Source organism: Cobetia sp. 1CM21F (assembly GCF_023161745.1).
GTDB classification, from domain to species: Bacteria; Pseudomonadota; Gammaproteobacteria; order Pseudomonadales; family Halomonadaceae; genus Cobetia; species Cobetia amphilecti.
In genome coordinates, this window is sequence record NZ_JALNTQ010000004.1 from 238,522 (window position 1) to 256,296 (window position 17,775).

Here is a 17,775-nt window from a genome sequence, read left to right on the forward strand (position 1 = left end):
GTCGGCGGGTCAGGATGTCAGCCCTGTTCGGGCTCAGTAGGAGGGGCTGTTCGCGCCGGGAATGCCTGCACGAATCAGGCGTGAGAAGTCGCCGTCCGGATGCTCATCGGCGGCGATGGCGGCGGGATTGATCAGGCTGCTGGCCTTGAGTTCCGCGAAGGGCGCAGCGTCACTCAGGGCGTCCTGGTCCGCGACATATTCCGGCAGATAGCCGGAGAGCAGCAGACGGTAGTCCAGCGGCAGGCCGTCGGTCAGGCGCGTCATCATCGCGTAGACGAGGGTGGTGCAGTTGCTGGTGGCGGTGTTGTAGAAGCGTGGCTGAGTACGCAATGTCTCGGCTTCGTCGACGTAGGCCAGCAACAGCTCGCGGATCATCTCGCGCGGCATCTGCACCCGATAGAGGTGTACCTGCTCGCCGCGCACGTTGCTGCGCACGCGGATGATGTCGCGTTCGTCGGCGGCGATCACCGCCAGTTCGTACTGCTTGAACATGCCGCCGAGGGTCGAGAACTGCTCGGTGCGCTCCTTGCGGATCTCCACCGAGAAGGCCAGATAGCGGCCATCGGCAAAGCCGAAGCTGACCAGCGTATGGGCGATCTGCGGGCCCATCCAGTGACTGGTCAGCAGGTCCACCGAGGTCAGCTCTTCCAGCAGATAGTCACGGCTTTCCCAGCGCGGCGTGTAATCCTCGGCGCTGTGCCACACGAAGTTGCGTACCTGCTCGAGATGCAGCACTTCACCCTGCGTGGCAGCCTCGGCCCTGGCGCTTGCCGTCGATGCCTCGTCCCGTGCTGGCGTGACCACTTGCCCCTCGACCAGATGCGCCACCTCCGGTGCCCAGTCGCGGTCCGCCCGTGGCGTGATGCTGGCCCACCAGGCAAGGCTTGCGACCAGCAGCATCAGGTAGCTGCCCATCAGCCGCCAGCGAATCGCGCTGGCCTGCGGCCACCACAGGACAATCACGCACACGAGGCCTAGCACCGCTGCGAGAGCCGCCACGGTGGTGCGCAGCCCTTCCGGCCCCGGCAGGCGGAACCACAGTGCGGGCACCAGCCAGAGGCTCGCGCCCACCACGGCGAGGCTGCTCAAGGCGCGGGCCGCGAGGCTGACCAGGGTCATCGCGAGGCCCTCACGATAAATCGTTCATGAACGGCGCTCTTCGGCGATGGCCTGCTCGAGACGCGCGAGACGGCCCGGCACCAGACTGTCTTCGAGAGTCGAGATGCGCAGGATGTGGCCAAGCGAAGGATGCGGAGAGCGAGTGATCAGTACGCCTTGAGCCATCAGCTGCTGCTGCACCTGCGCTGCCAGCTCGGCGCTCTTGAGGCGCACGCAGAGGAAGTTGGTCGCGCTGGGCAGCACTTCCGCGCCCAGCGAGCGCAGATGCTCGGCAAGACGATCGCGACAGTCGATCACGCCGGCGACGTGCGCTGCCGCCTCTTCAGGGTGCGCCAGCAGCAGTTCACCTGCCGCCATTGCCGGGGCGCTGACCGCGAAGTGAATCCGCACCTTGGTCAGCATGGCGACATCGTCAGGCTCGGCGATCATGAAGCCGAGACGCAGGCCCGCCAGCCCATAGGCCTTGGAGAAGGTACGCAGGCGGAAGGTGCGTGCCATCGGCGCATGGTCGGCGTGGGCGGCGTCCGGGCGGAAGTCGTGATAGGCCTCGTCCAGCAGCAGGCTGCAGTTCTCCGGCAGGGCGTCGCGCAGAGCGCGCACATCGGCGTCAGAATGCAGGTGGCCGCTGGGGTTATCGGGGTTGGCGAGATAGACGACGCGGGCATCATGCTGCCTTGCCGCGGCGAGCAGAGCCGCGAGGTCCGGTGCCAGTCGCGACGATGAGGCGTCATCGGCCGTGGCGAAGCTCTCGCTGTAGGGCACCTCGATGACCTCGGCACCCAGCCCGCGGGCGAAGTACGCCAGGGTCGGATAGGTGCCGGCGCTGGTGATCACGCGCTCGCCCGCACAGACAGTGGCGCGCATCACCAGTGCCAGCAGGCTGTCGGCACCGGCGTCGACCAGCAGATTCTCGTACGCGACTCCCAGACGCTCAGCCAGTTGCTGGCGCAGTTGCCAGGCATCGGCGTCGGCATAGCTGCGGCTCAGGTCGGCCAGGGCAGTGCCCAGCGCGCCGCCCAGCGTGTGGTGGGGCATGTCGAGCCCTTCGTTGGAGCCATACTGATACGGCAGCGCGTGTCCCAGCCTGCGTTCCAGCGCCTTGATGCCGGGGAACGGGTTATGCGGCCCATCCTGATAGAGGTGGGCAAGAAAGCGACGGGGACTGGCGGTGGTCATGTTGGCTCCGGAAAAGCAGAAAGCGGTAAAGGGTGAATCAGGGGTGGCGGGGGCCACGGCGCAGCCGGGCGCAAGACTCTGGACTCAAGACCTGGAGCTCAGGGCGCGGGGGGATTGCGCGCCAGCGACTCGAGGGCCGCCTGGTCGAAGGCGCCGCTCAGGGTGAAGGTGCGCGTCTCATTGCGCTCGGCACTGGCGCTGCGGACCAGCGTCAGCTGCAGCTGATACGGCTGCAGCGTGCGGTCTGACAGGGTCAGTGCGACGCCACTGGCCTCGAGAGTGGTCTCGAGACGCCACTGACGGCTATCGACGGCGGGGCGGTCAGTGCTCCAGTTGAGCACCTGAGGCCCGTTCTTGAGCGCCAGCAGTGCGCGGGTCAGCGCCTCGTTCAGCGCGCCCGGGTTGGCCTGCAGCGTGGCATCCACCTCGGGCGGCGCGAGCAGCAATACCTGTTGTTCGAGCGGGGGTGTCCAGGGCTGCTCGGCGATCAGGCGCGCCGCGCTCTGGCCGAGACCATAGATGGGGTCGCGTTCGGCACGCGGCACCTGGTCCAGGCTCATGCAGCCCGCCAGCGTGGAGAGTAGCAGGGTCGCGGCCAGCATGCGCAGGCGATGCATGGCCATCATGCCGTGCGCCCCTGCTGCGGCAGGTCTGACGGGCGCTGCGACAGGGCATCGAGAAAGGCGTCCAGCTCGGCAAACAGCTCCTTGCGAATCGGCTCGGCTTCATTGACCAGATGGTGCTGGGCCTCGGGATGGCGGTAGATGCGCGCATTGGGGAACTTGCTGGCCAGTACGCCGAGATTCCACTGCCAATCGACGGTGGTGTCCTGCTCGCCCTGCAGGATCAGGGTCGGCAGTGAGCAAGGGGGCAGGGCGCGCAGACGGGGAATCCACTCCCGCATCGCCGTTACCCACTTCACCGCGAGGCGATCGGCCTGCAGCGGATCATTGGTGCTGAGAAACTCGTAGAAGGCCACGTCATTGGTATTCGCGCGGTACTTGCGCGGAATGGAATCGATGAAGGGGCGCGCCATGCTGTGCAGCCAGCGTGACTGCGACCAGCCCCACGGCCTTACCAGCGGTGCGAGCAGGGCGATTCCCTGCCAGCGCGATTCATCGCCGCGCATCAGGGCATCGGTGGCCAGCACCGAGCCGCCGGTGCTCTGGCCAATGCCGAACCACGGGTGCGGCGCCAGGCTGTGGTCTTCCAGGTAATCCTGGAAGGCCTGCAGGCAGCCGACATAGTCGCCGAAGTCATCGATGGAGGCGGGCTCGCCGGATGACAGACCATGGCCCGGCAGGTCCCACAAGGCGACCTGCCAGCCGTTGCGCAGCAGGTGCGCCAGCAGATGGCGATAGAGGGCGAGGTGGTCGAAGTAGCCGTGGACCACGAAGACGGTGCCGCGCGGCTTGCGCGGTGTCCACAGCTGGGCCCACAGGCGAAAGCCCCCGGCCTCCAGGTGGCCGGCATGCACGGCGATGTCCTCGCTGCGCAGCGCATCGAGACCATAATGGCCCAGGTAACGCTCCAGTGGACTGGACGTCTGGCCCGGCAGCATGTCAGGCAGGCGGATAAAGGGGCCGTGGTCGAGCAGTTCACTGAAATCGGGCATGGTCATCTCCATAATGCTGCCATGCTAGCGGCTGGCGCGGCTGCGAGCTACACAAAGAACAGTGTTTCTTCACTGTTTTCCCCGCCTGTCGCCGAGCAACAACAGCGACGCGGAATCAACGCTGGGCGGGTAATCGGGCTCCATGAGCTTGTTCATTGGTCATAGCAGTCCTTTCGCCGGCCTCGCCATCGGGTATGGTGATGGGATTCGTCCCCGCCCGGCAGGTGACAGCGTCTTCCTGCCCGGCGCCTCGATGGCTCACGCTTGTCTGGCAGTCGCGCGTCAGCAGTCGCGTCAAACGCCGCGCCAGTGAGTGCCGTCTGGCGAAAATCCTTTTGAACACCACTGCTTGCAGTGTTGTCAGCCGTTGAGGGTTTCCAGCGATTCGTTTTCAGGGAGAGCAAACGCATGACCGACCGTATTCAACTTCAGCGCCTGGCCATCGACGCCAGCCTGCACCGCTTCATCGAGCAGGAAGCGCTGCCGGGCACAGGGATCGCGCCGGAGACCTTCTGGGCGGGTGTCGATTCACTGCTGCACGAACTGGCACCGCGCAACCGCGAACTGCTGGCGACCCGGGAGCAGCTGCAGAGCGAGATCGACGCCTGGCACCGCGAGCATCCGGGCAAGGTAGACCTCGAGACCTACAAGGCGTTTCTGCACAGGATCGGTTATCTGCTGCCGGAGCCGAATACGGTCGAAGCCAGCACCGCCTTCGTGGATAGCGAGATCTGCCAGCAGGCCGGCCCGCAGCTGGTGGTGCCGGTGATGAATGCCCGCTACGCCCTGAATGCCGCCAATGCGCGCTGGGGCTCCCTCTATGATGCGCTCTACGGCACCGACGCGATCAGCGAGGAAGATGGCGCCGAGCGTGGCAAGGACTACAACCCGGCGCGCGGCGCCAAGGTCGTCGCCTATGCGCGCCAGGTGCTGGATACCATCGCGCCGCTGGCCGGCGGCAGTCACCACGACAGCGAAGGCTACACGATTCGTGATGGTCATCTGCTGGTGCGTGCCGGAGGGCGTGACCTCAGCCTCAAGTCGCCGGAACGCTTCCTCGGTTATCGCGGCGATGAAAGCGCGCCGAGCGCGATCATCTTCGCCCACAACGGCCTGCACGCCGAGCTCGTGATCGATGCCGAGCACCCCATCGGCAAGACCGATCCCGCCAACGTCAGTGACCTGATCATGGAGGCCGCGCTCTCCACCATCATGGACTGCGAGGACTCGGTGGCCGCCGTCGATGCCGAAGATAAGGTGACGGTCTATCGCAACTGGCTGGGCCTGATGAAGGGCGACCTGACCGAGACGCTGGAGAAGAATGGCCGCAGCATGACGCGCAAGCTGAATGCGGACCGCGAATACACCGGCGCCGATGGCACCACGCGCGTGCTGCATGGTCGCTCGCTGATGCTGATTCGCAACGTCGGTCATCTGATGACCAACCCGGCCATCCTGCTCGAGGATGGCAGCGAAGCGCCGGAAGGCATCATGGATGCCATCTTCACCAGCCTGATCGCGCTGCACGACCTCAAGGGCGACAAGCAGGACCGCGGCGGCATCTGCAACTCGCGCACCGGCTCCGTCTACATCGTCAAGCCCAAGATGCATGGCCCCGAGGAAGTCGCCTTCGCCGATGAGCTGTTCGCGCGGGTCGAGCAGCTGCTGGGGCTGCCGGACTCCACGCTCAAGATGGGCATCATGGATGAGGAGCGCCGCACCACCGTCAACCTCAAGGCCTGCATCGCGGCCGCCAGCTCACGCGTGGCCTTCATCAACACCGGCTTCCTGGACCGCACCGGTGACGAGATGCACACCTCGATGGAAGCCGGCCCGATGCTGCGCAAGGGCGACATGAAGGGCGCCGCCTGGATTCAGGCCTACGAGAAATGGAACGTGGATGTCGGCCTGGAATGTGGCCTGCGCGGTCGTGCCCAGATCGGCAAGGGCATGTGGGCCATGCCCGACCTGATGGCCGCGATGCTCGAGCAGAAGATCGGCCATCCGCGCGCCGGTGCCAACACCGCCTGGGTGCCGTCACCGACCGCCGCCGTGCTGCATGCGCTGCACTATCACCAGGTCTCGGTGAAGGACGTGCAGCATGATCTGCTCAGCCGTCCGCGTGCCAGCCTCGATGACCTGCTGACCATCCCGCTGGAGCTCGACTCCCAGTGGAGTGCCGAGGAGATCCAGGCCGAGCTGGACAACAATGCCCAGGGGATTCTCGGCTATGTGGTGCGCTGGATCGATCACGGCACCGGTTGCTCCAAGGTGCCGGACATCCACGATGTCGGCCTGATGGAAGACCGCGCCACGCTGCGCATCTCCAGCCAGCACATCGCCAACTGGCTGCATCACGGCATCGTCGACAGTGCCCAGGTGCAGGACACGCTGGAGCGCATGGCCGGCGTGGTGGACCGCCAGAATGCCGCGGACCCCAGCTATCAGGCGATGACGGATGACCTCGAGGGCTCCATCGCCTTCCAGGCCGCCTGCGAGCTGGTCTTCCAGGGGCGCGTGCAGCCGAGTGGCTACACCGAGCCGGTCCTGCATCGCCGTCGTCTCGAGAAAAAGCAGCAGGCGCGCTGATCGCAGGGCGGCTGACGACAGGAAACACTGAACACGACAACGGCGACCCTGGGTCGCCGTTGTCGTCTGTCGGCGAGCAGGAATTGCCCGGCCACTATTTTGCCAGGCGCATGTTTCCCGAGACCGCATTTGCCGCTAGCCTTGCCCCAGAAACCGCGTAACCGCGCGATCGGACCCAGTGTGTCGAGGAGAATGTCATGCCCGTGATGAGCGCCGCCGCCATCGAGGATTTCCTCGATGAAGTCTTCCCCCAGCGTCTGGGTACCATCGAGGCCGTCGGCGATCGCTGGGCGACCATGGGGTTGGCCATCGAGGACGAGCATCTGCGTCCCGGCAGCTGTGTGTCCGGGCCGACGATGATGGCGCTGGCGGATGTCTGCCTGTATGTCGCGATTCTCGGCGAGATCGGCCCGGAGCCGATGGCCGTCACCAGTGACCTCAGCATCCACTTCCTGCGTCGCGCGCGCGGCGACCGCGATCTGATGGCCACCGCGCGTATCCGCAAGCTGGGTCGGCGGCTGGCCGTCGGCGAGATCGAGCTTTTCAGCCACGGTGACACCGACCCGGTCGCCATCGTGACCGCGACCTATACCTTGCCGGACAGCGATGACTGACCCCGGGACGGTCGTGGGCAACGCCTTGGGCCAGTCCACTACAGCTTGTTGATGTCCTTCTCTTCGCTGCCGCGCTGACGCCAGCCGGTGACGGCCAGGCTCAGCCAGCCGGCGATCAGCAGCAGGCCGCCGATGGGCGTGATGATGCCCAGCTGGGTGCGCGCCGTGGTCGCCAGGGCATACAGCGACCCCGAGAACATCAGGATGCCGGCGGCCCACAGCCCCAGCGTCAGCATCTGGCCGCGCAGTGGCTGCACCGAGCGCCAGGCGAGTACCCCGACCGCCGCCAGCACGTGCCACATCTGATAGCGTACGCCGGTCTCGAACACGCGCAGCATGTCCGCGCTCAGGGTGCCGCGCAGGCCATGACTGGCGAAGGCACCCAGCGCGACGGTGGACATGCCGGCCAGTCCCATGGCCAGCCACCAGTGGCGGGAGTGGGAGTCGTTGTGACGCATAGACAATAATTCCTTGAGGGCAGGTGGCGCGGCACGATGTGCCTACGCCTGTCCACGTAAAGCCGCTACAATAGCGGCCTCTTTTCGCGGGAGGACAGCATGCAGATACAGCTCAACGGTGAAGACCACGTGGTGGAGGACGCCACGACGATTGCCGCTCTGGTCGAGAGTCTCGGTCTTCAGGGCCGCCGACTGGCAGTGGAACGCAATGAAGACATCGTGCCACGTAGCGCGCACGCCGACACCCGTCTGCATGCCGGTGACCGCATCGAGATCGTCCATGCCATCGGTGGTGGCTGATCCGTCCTGTTTCCAGGATTGACACTTTTCACTACTCGCTCGCGCTCAGCGCGTTCACGTCCAGCTCGATGAGGTCATCATGACAGACAGTTCTGCCCCGACATTGAACAACCCCGTCACCCAGGTCGCCGGCGACAGCCCGTTGATCGTCGCCGGCCGCGAGTTCTCCTCGCGCCTGCTGGTCGGCACCGGCAAGTACAAGGACATGGACGAGACACGCTCCGCCATCGAGACGTCCGGCGCGGAAGTGGTCACCTTTGCGGTCCGCCGTACCAATCTGGGTCAGAACGCTGACGAGCCGAACCTGCTCGACGTGCTGTCACCGGATCGCTATACCTTCCTGCCCAACACCGCCGGTTGCTACAACGCGCGTGACGCGGTGCGTACCTGCAAGCTGGCCCGTGAACTGCTGGATGGCCACAACCTGGTCAAGCTGGAAGTGCTGGGCGATCAGGACACGCTGTATCCCAATATCGTCGAGACGCTCAAGGCCGCTGAAGAGCTGGTCGCCGATGGCTTCGACGTGATGGTGTATACCTCCGACGACCCCATCGTCGCGCGCCAGCTCGAGGAAATCGGCTGCTGCGCCATCATGCCGCTGGGCTCGCTGATCGGCTCCGGCCTCGGCATTCTCAACCCGCACACCCTATCGCTGATCATCGAGCGCGCCAATGTGCCGGTGCTGGTCGATGCTGGTCTGGGTACGGCGTCAGAAGCCGCCTTCGCCATGGAGCTGGGCTGTGATGGCGTGCTGATGAACAGTGCCATTGCCCACGCGCGCCAGCCGCTGTTGATGGCAGATGCCATGCGTCAGGCCGTGATTTCCGGCCGTGGTGCCTTCCTGGCCGGCCGCATGCCGACTCGCCTGACGGCACGTGCTTCCTCACCGGGCGCTGGACTGATCACCGGCTGAGCCCTGAAACATTCGAATCCGATGCTCGCGCATCGTTCATGCAAAGACCAAGACGACCCCATGACTGACGAGACTTCCAAGCCGCAGGACGACACGTCCACTTCTGCTCCCGCTGACGATGCGCAGCAAGAGAGTGTGCAGAACGAGCGCGCGCAGCCCGAGAGCGTGCAGACCGATAGCGCGCCAGCGACCCCTTCCGTTGCCGATGAAGCCGTCGCCCGCAAGCGTGGCATCAAGAGCTACGTGATTCGTGGTGGCCGCATGACCCAGGCCCAGACCCGCGGGCTCGAAGAGGTCTTCCCGCGCCTTGGCCTGCGTCACGAGCAGGGCGAGCTGGATCTCGAAGCGCTGTTCGGGCGTCGGGCGCCGCTGGTGATCGAAGTCGGCTTCGGCATGGGCAAGTCACTGTGTGAACAGGCCCAGGCCAACCCGGACACCGACTTCATCGGCATCGAAGTGCACGCGCCGGGCGTCGGCAAGCTGCTGGATGATGTCGACAAGCTGGGCCTGACCAACCTGCGTGTCTATCGTCACGACGCGCTGGAAGTGCTGGCGGATTGCGTGCCGGCCGGTTGCGCCGACACCTTCCAGCTGTTCTTCCCGGACCCGTGGCCGAAGAAGAAGCACCACAAGCGTCGTATCGTTCAGCCGGCCTTCGTCGAGCTGGTGCGTCGTGTGCTCAAGCCGGGCGGCCACTTCCACATGGCCACCGACTGGGCCAACTACGCCGAAGCGATGGCGGAAGAGATGGCCGAAGCGCCGGGCTTTGCCAACACCGCTCCGGCGGAAACCGCGCCCTACGTGCCGCGTCCGGACTACCGTCCGCTGACCAAGTTCGAACAGCGCGGCGAGCGTCTCGGCCACGGCGTGTGGGACCTGATCTTCGTCAAGCAGGACTGATCAGCGCCTCGTGCGCAGTGGCGGCGTCTTCATGACGCTGCATCGCGGCCGCCTTCGGGTGGCCGCTTGCGTGTGAGGCCCATCGCCATGGCGCGGTTCTGCGTGCCAAGGCCATTTGCCTGCGTGGCGGCCTGTGCCGCTTGCCGTGTTTGCTGTCCCTTTCTTTCCTCGTCCCGAGAGTTGCTGACCATGACGACGCCTACCGCCGACTCGGCTGATCGCCCGACCATGACCCCGCTGATGGCCCTGACCTGTCCGCTGGATGCCCAGCTGCTGGTACGTGATGGCCAGAGCTGGTGCTGTGCCGACGGGCATCGCTTCGATATCGCACGCCAGGGGCATGTCAATCTGCTGCCGGTGCAGCGCAAGCGCAGCCTGGACCCCGGCGACAGCAAGGCGATGGTGAGCGCCCGTCAGCGCCTGTTCGCGCTGGGCGGCTATCAGCCTCTTGCATCAGCCTTGGCCAGTCGTGTGCTGGCATTGGCAGCGGCCCAGACGTCTCAGGCGCCGCTGGCCGTGCTGGATGCCGGCTGCGGCGAAGGCTTCTATCTGCGTCAGCTGGCGTGCGCTGCCGGTGAGCAGAATCTCTCGCTGACGGCGGCGGGGCTGGATATCTCCAAGCACGCGGTGCTGGCCGCGGCGAAGCAGTCACGTGATGCCGCCTGGCTGGTGGGCACCAACGCCGCTCTGCCGCTGGAAGATGCATGTGTGGATGTCGTAATCTGCGCCTTCGGCTTCCCTGTCTGGCAGGAGTTCGCGCGTGTCCTCAAGCCCGGTGGCCACGTCGTGTTGCTGGAAGCGGGGGCCGAGCACCTGCTGGCGTTGCGCAAGATTCTCTACCGCGAGCTGAAGCCCGCGCGTGGCGAGGCCGGGCTGAGCGCTGCCGAGTCTGCTGGCTTCGTCATCAGTGGCGAAGTCGAGCATCTGCATGCGGGGCTGTCATTGACCAGCAATGAGCAGATTCGGGACCTGCTGACCATGACCCCGCACCTGTATCGCGCCGAGCGTGATGGCCTGGCGCGTGCGGAAGCCATGACGGCGTTGGAGGTCGAGCTGCATGCGGAGCTGAGGGTGTTCTCGCTCGAGGATGCACAAGATAAAGCTTAAATAGAAATTCTTCGCATTTGCCTTGCAAAAGCAAATGAGAATGATTATCTTGTCTGTGCGGTGTCCGGGCAGACATCGCAGGGCGCAAGCCCAGCCGTAGCGGCGGAGTCAGGCCCCCGCTACGGTGTTTCTCCTCATCAAGCTAGTCACGGTCTTGGGCATCCTCATCTGGGGATGCCCTTTTTGTTGTGCGCTACGCACGCTGCGCGCTCTCACGTCGCGTTCGGATATGCGGTCGTCAGCTCGATAGATCGTCAGCTCGACAGGAGCTCAGGTCGCCAGCCACAGGGGCAGGGTCAGCATCGCCAGCAGCGTCTGGGCGGTGATCAAGGCCGCCATCAGCTCGGCATTGCCGCCCAGCTGGCGGGCCAGAATATAGGCGGAGGTCGCGGTGGGCAGCGCCGCGAACAGAATCGCCACATCGCGCGCCACTCCTTCAAGGCCGAACCACCGGCAGAGCACGACCACCAGTGCCGGCATCGCCAGCAGCTTCAGCAGGCTCGCCAGCCACGCCACGCTGCCACTGCTCACTAGTACACGCGGGCGCAGCGCCACGCCCACCGCGACCAGGCCGAGCGGCAAGGCGGCGCGCCCCAGCAGGCTGATGGCGTCGCCACTCCAGCCCGGCAAGCCGATGCCGCTCAGGTTGAGCGCCGTGCCGGCCAGACACGCCAGCACCAGTGGATTGCGGGTCAGCGCCTTGAGCGAGCGCAGCAGGCCGCCTTCGCCCAGGGTGCCAGCCCCGATGAAGGCCATCACGCACAGCAGGTTGGCGGCCGGCACCATCAGCGCCAGCGCCACGGCCGCGACGGTCGCCCCGGCACTGCCATGCAGCGCTGCTGACCCGGCCACACCGACGTAGCTGTTGAAGCGGATGCTGCCCTGGAAGAGCGAGGTAAAGGAGGCGGCGTCGCCCATATGACGGCTCAGCCAGGCCGGCGCGTGACGCCAGCTCAGCCATAGCGCGGCGGCGAACAGCAGCATCGCGCCCAGCATCACGCTGGCCAGTGCCACGACCGGCACGCTGGCCATGTCGGCGCGTGCCAGCGTGGACACCAGCATGGCGGGGAACAGCACGTAATAGATCAGGCGTTCCAGTTCGCTCCAGAAGCCTTCGCCGGGGAAGCGCTTCCACCCGAGTAGCGCCCCCGCGAGGATCAACAGGAAGAGGGGGCCGAGCGCCTGCTGTACACTTGCCATGCTGACTCCTTGTCGGGGCTGAGTGCGAATGCCTTGAGAGCGATGTGGCGTGCGCGTGACATGATGTCTCGCCTGCTGCCGCGGTGAGGCGGGCTGGTAAGCTTGTCATGACTCGCTCAGCGCTGCACTTGGACTCAGGTCTTGTTCGCCGGTCACGCGCTGGCGTCATGTCGTGGCTGAGCGCAGACCATTCCCATCACGTCACTTTCTTTCCCATTCGGGGCGCCTTGCCTGTCGATGCGCTGCCGGACCGTTGCCGGAACTGCCATGTATCGCGTAGAAGAAGACAATGCCCGCCCGCGGCTGCTCAATCTGCTGATCATCGTCACGCTGATCACCATCGTGGTCTCGCTGTATTACCTGATCGACTATTACCTGGTACGCGACGGCAGCAACGGCAAGGTGACCTGGTTTGCGCCCAATCAGTCCTGCGAGCTCAATCATGCCCCCTGTACTGCCGAGCTGGGCCGCTTCGGGCGTATTACCCTGGCGCTGGAGGGCGATATCAGTCCGCTGACGCCGCTGGGCATTCGCGTGATGACGGAAGGCGTCTCACCGGAGGGGGTCGAGGTGGACTTCATCGGCCGCCACATGGACATGGGCGTGAAGCGCAGCGTGCTGAACACCACCGATGCCCAGAGCCTCGAGCGCCAGCATTGGCAGGGGGAGGGGCAGCTGGGGTTCTGCAGCAGCGCGACCATGGCGTGGCGTGCGCAGGTGATCGTGACCACCGAGCGTGGCCGACTGGGCAGCTGGTTCGATTTCGATAGCCACCCGCAGGCCACCACGGCAGAGCAGCTCGAAAGCTCGGTCGATCAATTGTTTCGCAGTGATACCCGCCCGACGCATCAGGGCAGCTAGCCGCTGGCGCTGAGCCCGGCCGGCAGGGACGTCGTTTCAGGCATGAAGGCTCCGGGAGGCAGGGATGGGCGCAGAGCGAAAGTCACAGGACGGGCAGGCAGGCACTCGCCGACAAGAGAGCCATCAGCTGGACAATAGTCGACAAGAAAGCCATCAGCTGGACAAGGGCGTCGCCAGACGCTGGTGGCTGCTGGGCGCCGTCGGTCTGGCGGCCGTGATCGGTGCCGGTGTTGCCTGGCAGCAGGCGCAGCAGGATCTGGCACCGGTCGCGGGGATGCAGGCCTGGGCCAGTCTGGGCGGCCCCATCCAGCTCGAGTCACAGCAGGGTGACTTCACGCTCGCGGAGGTGACGATGGGCGAGGCCGCAGACGCGCAGGCCACGCCGGTCGTCGCGCTCTACTTCGGCTATACCCAGTGCCCGGATGTCTGCCCGATGACGCTGGCGGCGCTGCGTCAGGTGATGTCTGAACTGCCACCCCAGGCGGCGGCGCGCGTGGTGCCGGTGATGGTGTCGCTGGACCCCGAGCGCGACACCCCTGCCCGGCTGGCCGAATACACCGGGCACTTCGGGCCGCGCTTTCAGGGCATCACCGGCAGTCAGGCGGCACTCGCCGATGTGGCGCGGCGCTATGGCGTCAGCTATCGGCGTGTCGAGGCGCAGGACTCCGCGCTGGGTTACACCATCGATCATGGCGCCGCGCTCTATCTCGTCTCTGCCCAGGGGCGCATCTACGATCGTATTCCGTTCACGCCGGGGCCGGCCGGTGTTCGCGCTGGCGTGACGCGTGTCCTGAGCGCGACCGCTGATTGAGCGCTGCGTGGCACCCGTTGATCGCGCCGCGTCTTGAGCCCTTTCTCAGGGGTGAAATACACATTGTCCACAAGTTGGCAAGCGCTCAAGGAAAATTTTGTGGATAATCATGACGCCTCGAACACGCAACGCAGTGCCGTCAAGTGCTGATTTATAAAGACTAGTAAAAACAAACTGTTACGCGATATCGACTAAAAATATCAAGTCAGTGGTTGCTTTGCGTTCAACCAGCATCACTGCCGCGACAGGCACCGGAAAGGCCGGTTGTCAACCTGTGGTCAATAGCTTCCCCACAGATTTATCCACAGGCTGGCGGCGTCCGCACAGCGCTTTCTGGAGGGGAAAATCAGCGGACATCAGCCATTGCCGTAGTGATGGCATGCCCCGTTGTCCTGTGCGCAGCATGCGCCTGGATGAGCTTGCCACTGGCCCTCATCCAGCCTTGCCAGAAACGCAAAGAGCCGCCCGATGGGCGGCTCTTTCGTTGCTACCTGCAGCAGTGCTTGCCGGTTACCAGCAGGGGAGGCTCACGCCGCCATTACTGCTTGGCGTCGGCCTTGGTCACGTCGAGCAGCTCGACCTTGAAGGTCAGCGTCTCGTTCGGACCGATCGGGCCACCGGTGCCAGCCTTGCCGTAGGCAAGCTCGGCCGGGACGTAGAGCATCCAGGTGTCGCCGACGCTCATTTCCTGCAGTGCTTCCTGCCAACCCTTGATGACCTGGTTGACCTTGAAGCTGACCGGCTCGCCACGCTGATAGGAGCTGTCGAAGACGGTGCCGTCCAGCAGCTTGCCTTCGTAGTTCACCTTGACGGTATCTTCAGCGGACGGGGTCGCGCCGTCACCGGATTCCAGCACCTTGTACTGCAGGCCGGAATCCAGCGTCTTCACGCCGTCCTTCTTGGCGTTGTCGGCGAGGAACTTGTCACCCTCTGCCTTGTTGTCGGTCGCTTCCTGCTCGACCATCTTCTTCTGCTCTTCCATCTTCTTCTGCTGGAAGCGGGAAAGCGAATCCGCGATTTCCTGGTCGCTCATCTTCATGTCGCCCTTGGCGTAGACATCACGAACGGCTTGAGTGAAGGCGTCGAGATCCAGATCGGTGATGTCCTGGGAGAGGCTCTTGCCCAGAGTTGCACCGATGCCATAGCTGAGCTGTGCCTGCTCGTCTGCGAGGCTGTCATCGGCGGCAAAGCTGAACGGGGTGACCAGGAGGGCGCCGAGCGCGACGGCACTGACCAGCTGTTTCATGAAAACTCCTTCAGGATGGAATGGGCCTGAGACGGGCCCGAAACACGCAATTGGCACCGAGGCGGCATGGCCTGCCTCGGGCACTAGTGTTACTCCGACTCTACCAGCCGCGTACAAGTTCCGCATCTCGCTGGCGTTGTCAGGCGCCGGCGGGCACGCGGGCCAGTGCCAGGCGGCGCAGGGCACGTGCCGATGGGTGATCCCCCACGGCGAGCGTCGTCTTGCCGCTGAGCAGGGCCAGCGATTGCTGAAAGGCCTGCAGCGGGTCCGCGACATGCGCGAAGGGCGCCCGCAGGCCGGTTACGCCTTCGGCTGACGACAGCGCAGGACTCAGCTCTTCCAGCTGAGCGAGGGTCTCCTGTTCGGCGGAAAGCTCGCAGGTCTTGAGCTGCTGATAGAGGCGTTCCAGGCGTTGCACCGCTGCCGGGGCCTGGGTCGCGGGCAGCGTCGTCAGCTCCTGCTTCAGCTGGCGGCGGCGCTCGCGCAGCATGCCGGTCATCCAGTCCTGCCAGTCGCGCACATCTTCCAGCAGGCGAGTGGGCGAGGCGGCCAGGGCGATGCCGTGGGCGGACAGCCAGTGAATCCACAGCAGCTCGCAGACATCGAGGCCCGCCTCGTCCTGCAGCAGCAGGCAGGTACTCATCATGTCCGGCGTCGGCTGAGGGTTGCCCGCAGAGCCGACCTCGCCGGGCAGGGCATACAGAGACAGCGCGTAGTCCCACAATCCGATAGAATATGCGCCCATCAAGTCGGCCTCTTCGTGTGTCACGGATGATGTCTCTTCATGTGTCACGGATGATGTCTCTTCACGTGCCACCGATGATGTCTCTTCACGAGTCGCGCCCAGCAGCTTGCTGAGTCGTAGCGCTCGTGTCGGTGGCGGTGAACGGGAGTCCGACGTCCCCCGTATTTTCTGATCGAGGTTGTCATGATTGCACTGCGCCAGCTCGCCCTGCAACGCGGCGGAGCACCGCTGATCGACGAAGCGGACCTGACGCTGCATGCCGGTCACAAGGCCGGTATCGTCGGCCCCAATGGCGCCGGCAAGTCGAGCCTGTTCGGCCTGATCCTCGGCGAGTTGACGCCCGACAGCGGCACGGTATCGCTGGCCGGTGGCGTGCGTGTCGCGCACATGGCGCAGGAAATCGATGCGCTGGAGCGTCCGATCGTCGACTACGTCATGGACGGGGACCACGCGCTGCGCGAGACCGAGCGCGCCCTGGCAGCCGCCGAAGAGAGCGGCGAGCACCAGCGTCAGGCCGAGCTGCACGCCCACTTCGACACCCTCGATGGCTACACCGCGCGGGCACGTGCCGAGCAGCTGCTGGTCGGCCTCGGCTTCAGCCAGGCGCAGCTCAGTCAGCCGCTGGCGGCCTTCTCGGGTGGCTGGCGCATGCGTGCCAATCTGGCGCGTACCCTGTTCACGCCATCCGACCTGCTGCTGCTGGATGAGCCGACCAACCACCTGGATCTCGATGCGCTGCTGTGGCTGGAGCAATGGCTGGCGCGTTATCCCGGCGCGCTGCTGCTGATCTCCCACGACCGCGACTTCCTCGATGCGGTGTGTGATCACATCATCCACTTCGATCGCCGCAAGCTGGTGGTCTACAAGGGCAACTACAGCCGCTTCGAGCGCACGCGTTCCGAGCGCCTGGTGCGCGAGCAGGTCGAGCACGAGAAGACCATGGCCCGCCGTGCCGAGATCGAGGATTTCGTGCGTCGCTTCAAGGCCAAGGCCACCAAGGCGCGTCAGGCCCAGAGCCGCATGAAGATGCTGGAGCGCATGGAAGAGACGGCGGCGGTCAAGGCCGATTCCCCGTTCCACTTCACCATCCCGTGCTCCGACAAGATCTCGCATCCGCTGCTGGGGCTGGACCGCGCGGTGATCGGCTATCCCGGTCAGCCGCCGCAGCTCTCCGGGGTGCGCTTCTCGCTGCTGCCGGGGCAGCGCATCGGTCTGCTCGGCCCCAACGGCGCCGGCAAGTCGACGCTGATCAAGGCGCTCACCGGCGAGCTTGCGCTGGTCGAGGGTCAGCGGACCGCCGGCGAGCATCTGGCCATCGGCTACTTCGCCCAGCACCAGGTGGACGGGCTCGACCTGTCCTCGACGCCCTTCAATCATGTGCTGCGCCTGTCACCGTCGGCGGGTGAGCTGGAGATCCGCACCTTCCTCGGCAGCTTCGGCTTCCACGGCGATGAGGTCTACGCCACGGTGGAGTCGTTCTCCGGTGGCGAGAAGGCGCGTCTGGCGCTGTCGCTGATCGCGTGGCAGAAGCCCAACCTGCTGCTGCTGGATGAGCCGACCAACCACCTGGACCTCGACATGCGCGAGGCGCTCACCGATGCACTGGCGACCTTCGAGGGCACCGTGATTCTGGTCTCCCACGACCGCCACCTGCTGCGTGCCTGCGTCGATGAATTCTGGTGCATCGCCGATGGCCGCGTGACGCCCTTCGATGGTGACCTGGATGACTACCGTGCCTGGCTCAAGGCACGCGTCGAGGGCGAGCGGCGGGAAGCGCGCGCCCAGAAGGATGCCGATGCAGGGACAGACAGCACGCGCACGCCGGACCGCAAGGAAGCGCGCCGCCAGGCGGCTGAACTGCGCGAGAAGCTGCGTCCGCTCAAGAAGGTCAGCGACAAGGCCGAGCAGAAGATGAGCAAGGCGCAGGGCGAGCTGGACAAGATCGAGGAAGCGCTGGGCGATGCCACGCTCTACGAGGCGGACCGCAAGGCGGAGCTGACCAAGCTGCTGGCCAGCCAGGGCGAGATCAAGAGTCGCCTCGATGAGGCCGAAGCCGAATGGTTCGAGGCTCAGGAAGCGCTGGAAGAGATGGAAGCCCAGCTCAAGGCGGCGGACTAGGCC

17 protein-coding genes are annotated in these 17,775 nt (G+C 65.3%); 9 read left to right on the forward strand and 8 right to left on the reverse strand.

All coding sequences use genetic code 11. The features are described 5' to 3' along the window. Window positions 1-33: 33 nt before the first annotated feature. The 4 genes from MSG32_RS14255 to MSG32_RS14270 all read right to left on the reverse strand — a co-directional run bounded on the left by MSG32_RS14255 (window position 34) and on the right by MSG32_RS14270 (window position 3,856). Window positions 34-1,119, reverse strand: a complete 1,086-nt coding sequence (locus MSG32_RS14255) for a DUF4105 domain-containing protein (protein WP_248380362.1) — start codon at window positions 1,117-1,119, stop codon at window positions 34-36. Between the two features lie 24 nt (window positions 1,120-1,143). Continuing rightward, complete coding sequence (locus MSG32_RS14260) at window positions 1,144-2,295, reverse strand: aminotransferase class I/II-fold pyridoxal phosphate-dependent enzyme (RefSeq protein ID WP_213114154.1); 1,152 nt, start codon at window positions 2,293-2,295, stop codon at window positions 1,144-1,146. A gap of 98 nt (window positions 2,296-2,393) precedes the next feature. After that, a complete protein-coding gene (locus MSG32_RS14265) occupies window positions 2,394-2,921 on the reverse strand; it encodes a hypothetical protein (RefSeq protein WP_248380364.1) in 528 nt (175 codons plus the stop codon). Beyond that, window positions 2,918-3,856 carry an alpha/beta hydrolase gene (locus MSG32_RS14270; RefSeq protein ID WP_225348087.1) on the reverse strand — a complete coding sequence of 313 codons (939 nt, stop codon included), beginning with the start codon at window positions 3,854-3,856 and terminating at the stop codon, window positions 2,918-2,920. The genes MSG32_RS14265 and MSG32_RS14270 overlap by 4 nt, the downstream gene beginning before the upstream one ends. Window positions 3,857-4,318: 462 nt before the next feature. On the opposite strand from MSG32_RS14270, the gene MSG32_RS14275 reads away from it, so the two are divergent. Together MSG32_RS14275 and MSG32_RS14280 are read left to right on the forward strand one after the other, a co-directional pair. Beyond that, the gene (locus MSG32_RS14275; RefSeq protein ID WP_248380366.1) at window positions 4,319-6,499 is read left to right on the forward strand and encodes a malate synthase G; all 2,181 of its coding nucleotides are present in this window, start codon (window positions 4,319-4,321) and stop codon (window positions 6,497-6,499) included. A gap of 197 nt (window positions 6,500-6,696) precedes the next feature. Next, window positions 6,697-7,113, forward strand: coding sequence for a PaaI family thioesterase (locus tag MSG32_RS14280; protein ID WP_043336979.1), 417 nt, complete (start codon window positions 6,697-6,699; stop codon window positions 7,111-7,113). Window positions 7,114-7,151: 38 nt separating this feature from the next. Here the strand turns inward: MSG32_RS14280 and MSG32_RS14285 are convergent, their stop codons facing one another. Then, complete coding sequence (locus tag MSG32_RS14285) at window positions 7,152-7,571, reverse strand: DUF423 domain-containing protein (protein ID WP_043336980.1); 420 nt, start codon at window positions 7,569-7,571, stop codon at window positions 7,152-7,154. A 99-nt stretch (window positions 7,572-7,670) separates the two neighbouring features. On the opposite strand from MSG32_RS14285, the gene thiS reads away from it, so the two are divergent. The 4 genes from thiS (at window position 7,671) to MSG32_RS14305 (ending at window position 10,791) form a co-directional block, all read left to right on the forward strand. Then, the gene (gene thiS / locus MSG32_RS14290) at window positions 7,671-7,871 is read left to right on the forward strand and encodes a sulfur carrier protein ThiS (RefSeq protein ID WP_175088996.1); all 201 of its coding nucleotides are present in this window, start codon (window positions 7,671-7,673) and stop codon (window positions 7,869-7,871) included. 79 nt (window positions 7,872-7,950) lie between these two features. Continuing rightward, complete coding sequence (locus MSG32_RS14295; protein ID WP_052384900.1) at window positions 7,951-8,784, forward strand: thiazole synthase; 834 nt, start codon at window positions 7,951-7,953, stop codon at window positions 8,782-8,784. A 60-nt stretch (window positions 8,785-8,844) separates the two neighbouring features. Then, window positions 8,845-9,684 carry a tRNA (guanosine(46)-N7)-methyltransferase TrmB gene (gene trmB, locus MSG32_RS14300; RefSeq protein ID WP_248380369.1) on the forward strand — a complete coding sequence of 280 codons (840 nt, stop codon included), beginning with the start codon at window positions 8,845-8,847 and terminating at the stop codon, window positions 9,682-9,684. A gap of 189 nt (window positions 9,685-9,873) precedes the next feature. Beyond that, window positions 9,874-10,791: a putative RNA methyltransferase gene (locus MSG32_RS14305; RefSeq protein WP_248380371.1), complete on the forward strand. Its 918-nt coding sequence runs from the start codon at window positions 9,874-9,876 to the stop codon at window positions 10,789-10,791. Window positions 10,792-11,061: 270 nt separating this feature from the next. On the opposite strand, the gene MSG32_RS14310 is transcribed toward MSG32_RS14305, so the two are convergent. Then, the gene (locus tag MSG32_RS14310; protein ID WP_248380373.1) at window positions 11,062-11,991 is read right to left on the reverse strand and encodes an AEC family transporter; all 930 of its coding nucleotides are present in this window, start codon (window positions 11,989-11,991) and stop codon (window positions 11,062-11,064) included. A 267-nt stretch (window positions 11,992-12,258) separates the two neighbouring features. Here MSG32_RS14310 and MSG32_RS14315 point away from each other — a divergent pair, with 267 nt between their 5' ends. Both MSG32_RS14315 and MSG32_RS14320 read left to right on the forward strand, forming a co-directional pair. After that, a complete protein-coding gene (locus MSG32_RS14315; RefSeq protein WP_052384509.1) occupies window positions 12,259-12,852 on the forward strand; it encodes a hypothetical protein in 594 nt (197 codons plus the stop codon). 64 nt (window positions 12,853-12,916) lie between these two features. Further along, on the forward strand, window positions 12,917-13,663 hold the full coding sequence (locus MSG32_RS14320; protein ID WP_248380375.1) for an SCO family protein: 747 nt from the start codon (window positions 12,917-12,919) through the stop codon (window positions 13,661-13,663). Window positions 13,664-14,201: 538 nt separating this feature from the next. Here MSG32_RS14320 and MSG32_RS14325 read toward each other — a convergent pair. After that, on the reverse strand, window positions 14,202-14,909 hold the full coding sequence (locus tag MSG32_RS14325; protein ID WP_043333314.1) for an FKBP-type peptidyl-prolyl cis-trans isomerase: 708 nt from the start codon (window positions 14,907-14,909) through the stop codon (window positions 14,202-14,204). A gap of 139 nt (window positions 14,910-15,048) precedes the next feature. Next, window positions 15,049-15,654: a TIGR02444 family protein gene (locus MSG32_RS14330; RefSeq protein WP_248380377.1), complete on the reverse strand. Its 606-nt coding sequence runs from the start codon at window positions 15,652-15,654 to the stop codon at window positions 15,049-15,051. Between the two features lie 183 nt (window positions 15,655-15,837). Between MSG32_RS14330 and MSG32_RS14335 the strand changes: the two genes are divergently transcribed. After that, complete coding sequence (locus MSG32_RS14335) at window positions 15,838-17,772, forward strand: ATP-binding cassette domain-containing protein (protein WP_107335718.1); 1,935 nt, start codon at window positions 15,838-15,840, stop codon at window positions 17,770-17,772. Window positions 17,773-17,775 lie beyond the last annotated feature (3 nt).

Excerpts from the sequence above, each read along its gene's own strand:
- MSG32_RS14255 (WP_248380362.1), bottom strand. The coding sequence starts at position 1,119 with ATGACCCTGGTCAGCCTCGCGGCCCGCGCCTTGAGCAGCCTCGCCGTG.
- MSG32_RS14260 (WP_213114154.1), bottom strand. The coding sequence starts at position 2,295 with ATGACCACCGCCAGTCCCCGTCGCTTTCTTGCCCACCTCTATCAGGAT.
- MSG32_RS14265 (WP_248380364.1), bottom strand. The coding sequence starts at position 2,921 with ATGATGGCCATGCATCGCCTGCGCATGCTGGCCGCGACCCTGCTACTC.
- MSG32_RS14270 (WP_225348087.1), bottom strand. The coding sequence starts at position 3,856 with ATGCTGCCGGGCCAGACGTCCAGTCCACTGGAGCGTTACCTGGGCCAT.
- MSG32_RS14275 (WP_248380366.1), top strand. The coding sequence starts at position 4,319 with ATGACCGACCGTATTCAACTTCAGCGCCTGGCCATCGACGCCAGCCTG.
- MSG32_RS14280 (WP_043336979.1), top strand. The coding sequence starts at position 6,697 with ATGCCCGTGATGAGCGCCGCCGCCATCGAGGATTTCCTCGATGAAGTC.
- MSG32_RS14285 (WP_043336980.1), bottom strand. The coding sequence starts at position 7,571 with ATGCGTCACAACGACTCCCACTCCCGCCACTGGTGGCTGGCCATGGGA.
- thiS (WP_175088996.1), top strand. The coding sequence starts at position 7,671 with ATGCAGATACAGCTCAACGGTGAAGACCACGTGGTGGAGGACGCCACG.
- MSG32_RS14295 (WP_052384900.1), top strand. The coding sequence starts at position 7,951 with ATGACAGACAGTTCTGCCCCGACATTGAACAACCCCGTCACCCAGGTC.
- trmB (WP_248380369.1), top strand. The coding sequence starts at position 8,845 with ATGACTGACGAGACTTCCAAGCCGCAGGACGACACGTCCACTTCTGCT.
- MSG32_RS14305 (WP_248380371.1), top strand. The coding sequence starts at position 9,874 with ATGACGACGCCTACCGCCGACTCGGCTGATCGCCCGACCATGACCCCG.
- MSG32_RS14310 (WP_248380373.1), bottom strand. The coding sequence starts at position 11,991 with ATGGCAAGTGTACAGCAGGCGCTCGGCCCCCTCTTCCTGTTGATCCTC.
- MSG32_RS14315 (WP_052384509.1), top strand. The coding sequence starts at position 12,259 with ATGTATCGCGTAGAAGAAGACAATGCCCGCCCGCGGCTGCTCAATCTG.
- MSG32_RS14320 (WP_248380375.1), top strand. The coding sequence starts at position 12,917 with ATGGGCGCAGAGCGAAAGTCACAGGACGGGCAGGCAGGCACTCGCCGA.
- MSG32_RS14325 (WP_043333314.1), bottom strand. The coding sequence starts at position 14,909 with ATGAAACAGCTGGTCAGTGCCGTCGCGCTCGGCGCCCTCCTGGTCACC.
- MSG32_RS14330 (WP_248380377.1), bottom strand. The coding sequence starts at position 15,654 with ATGGGCGCATATTCTATCGGATTGTGGGACTACGCGCTGTCTCTGTAT.
- MSG32_RS14335 (WP_107335718.1), top strand. The coding sequence starts at position 15,838 with ATGATTGCACTGCGCCAGCTCGCCCTGCAACGCGGCGGAGCACCGCTG.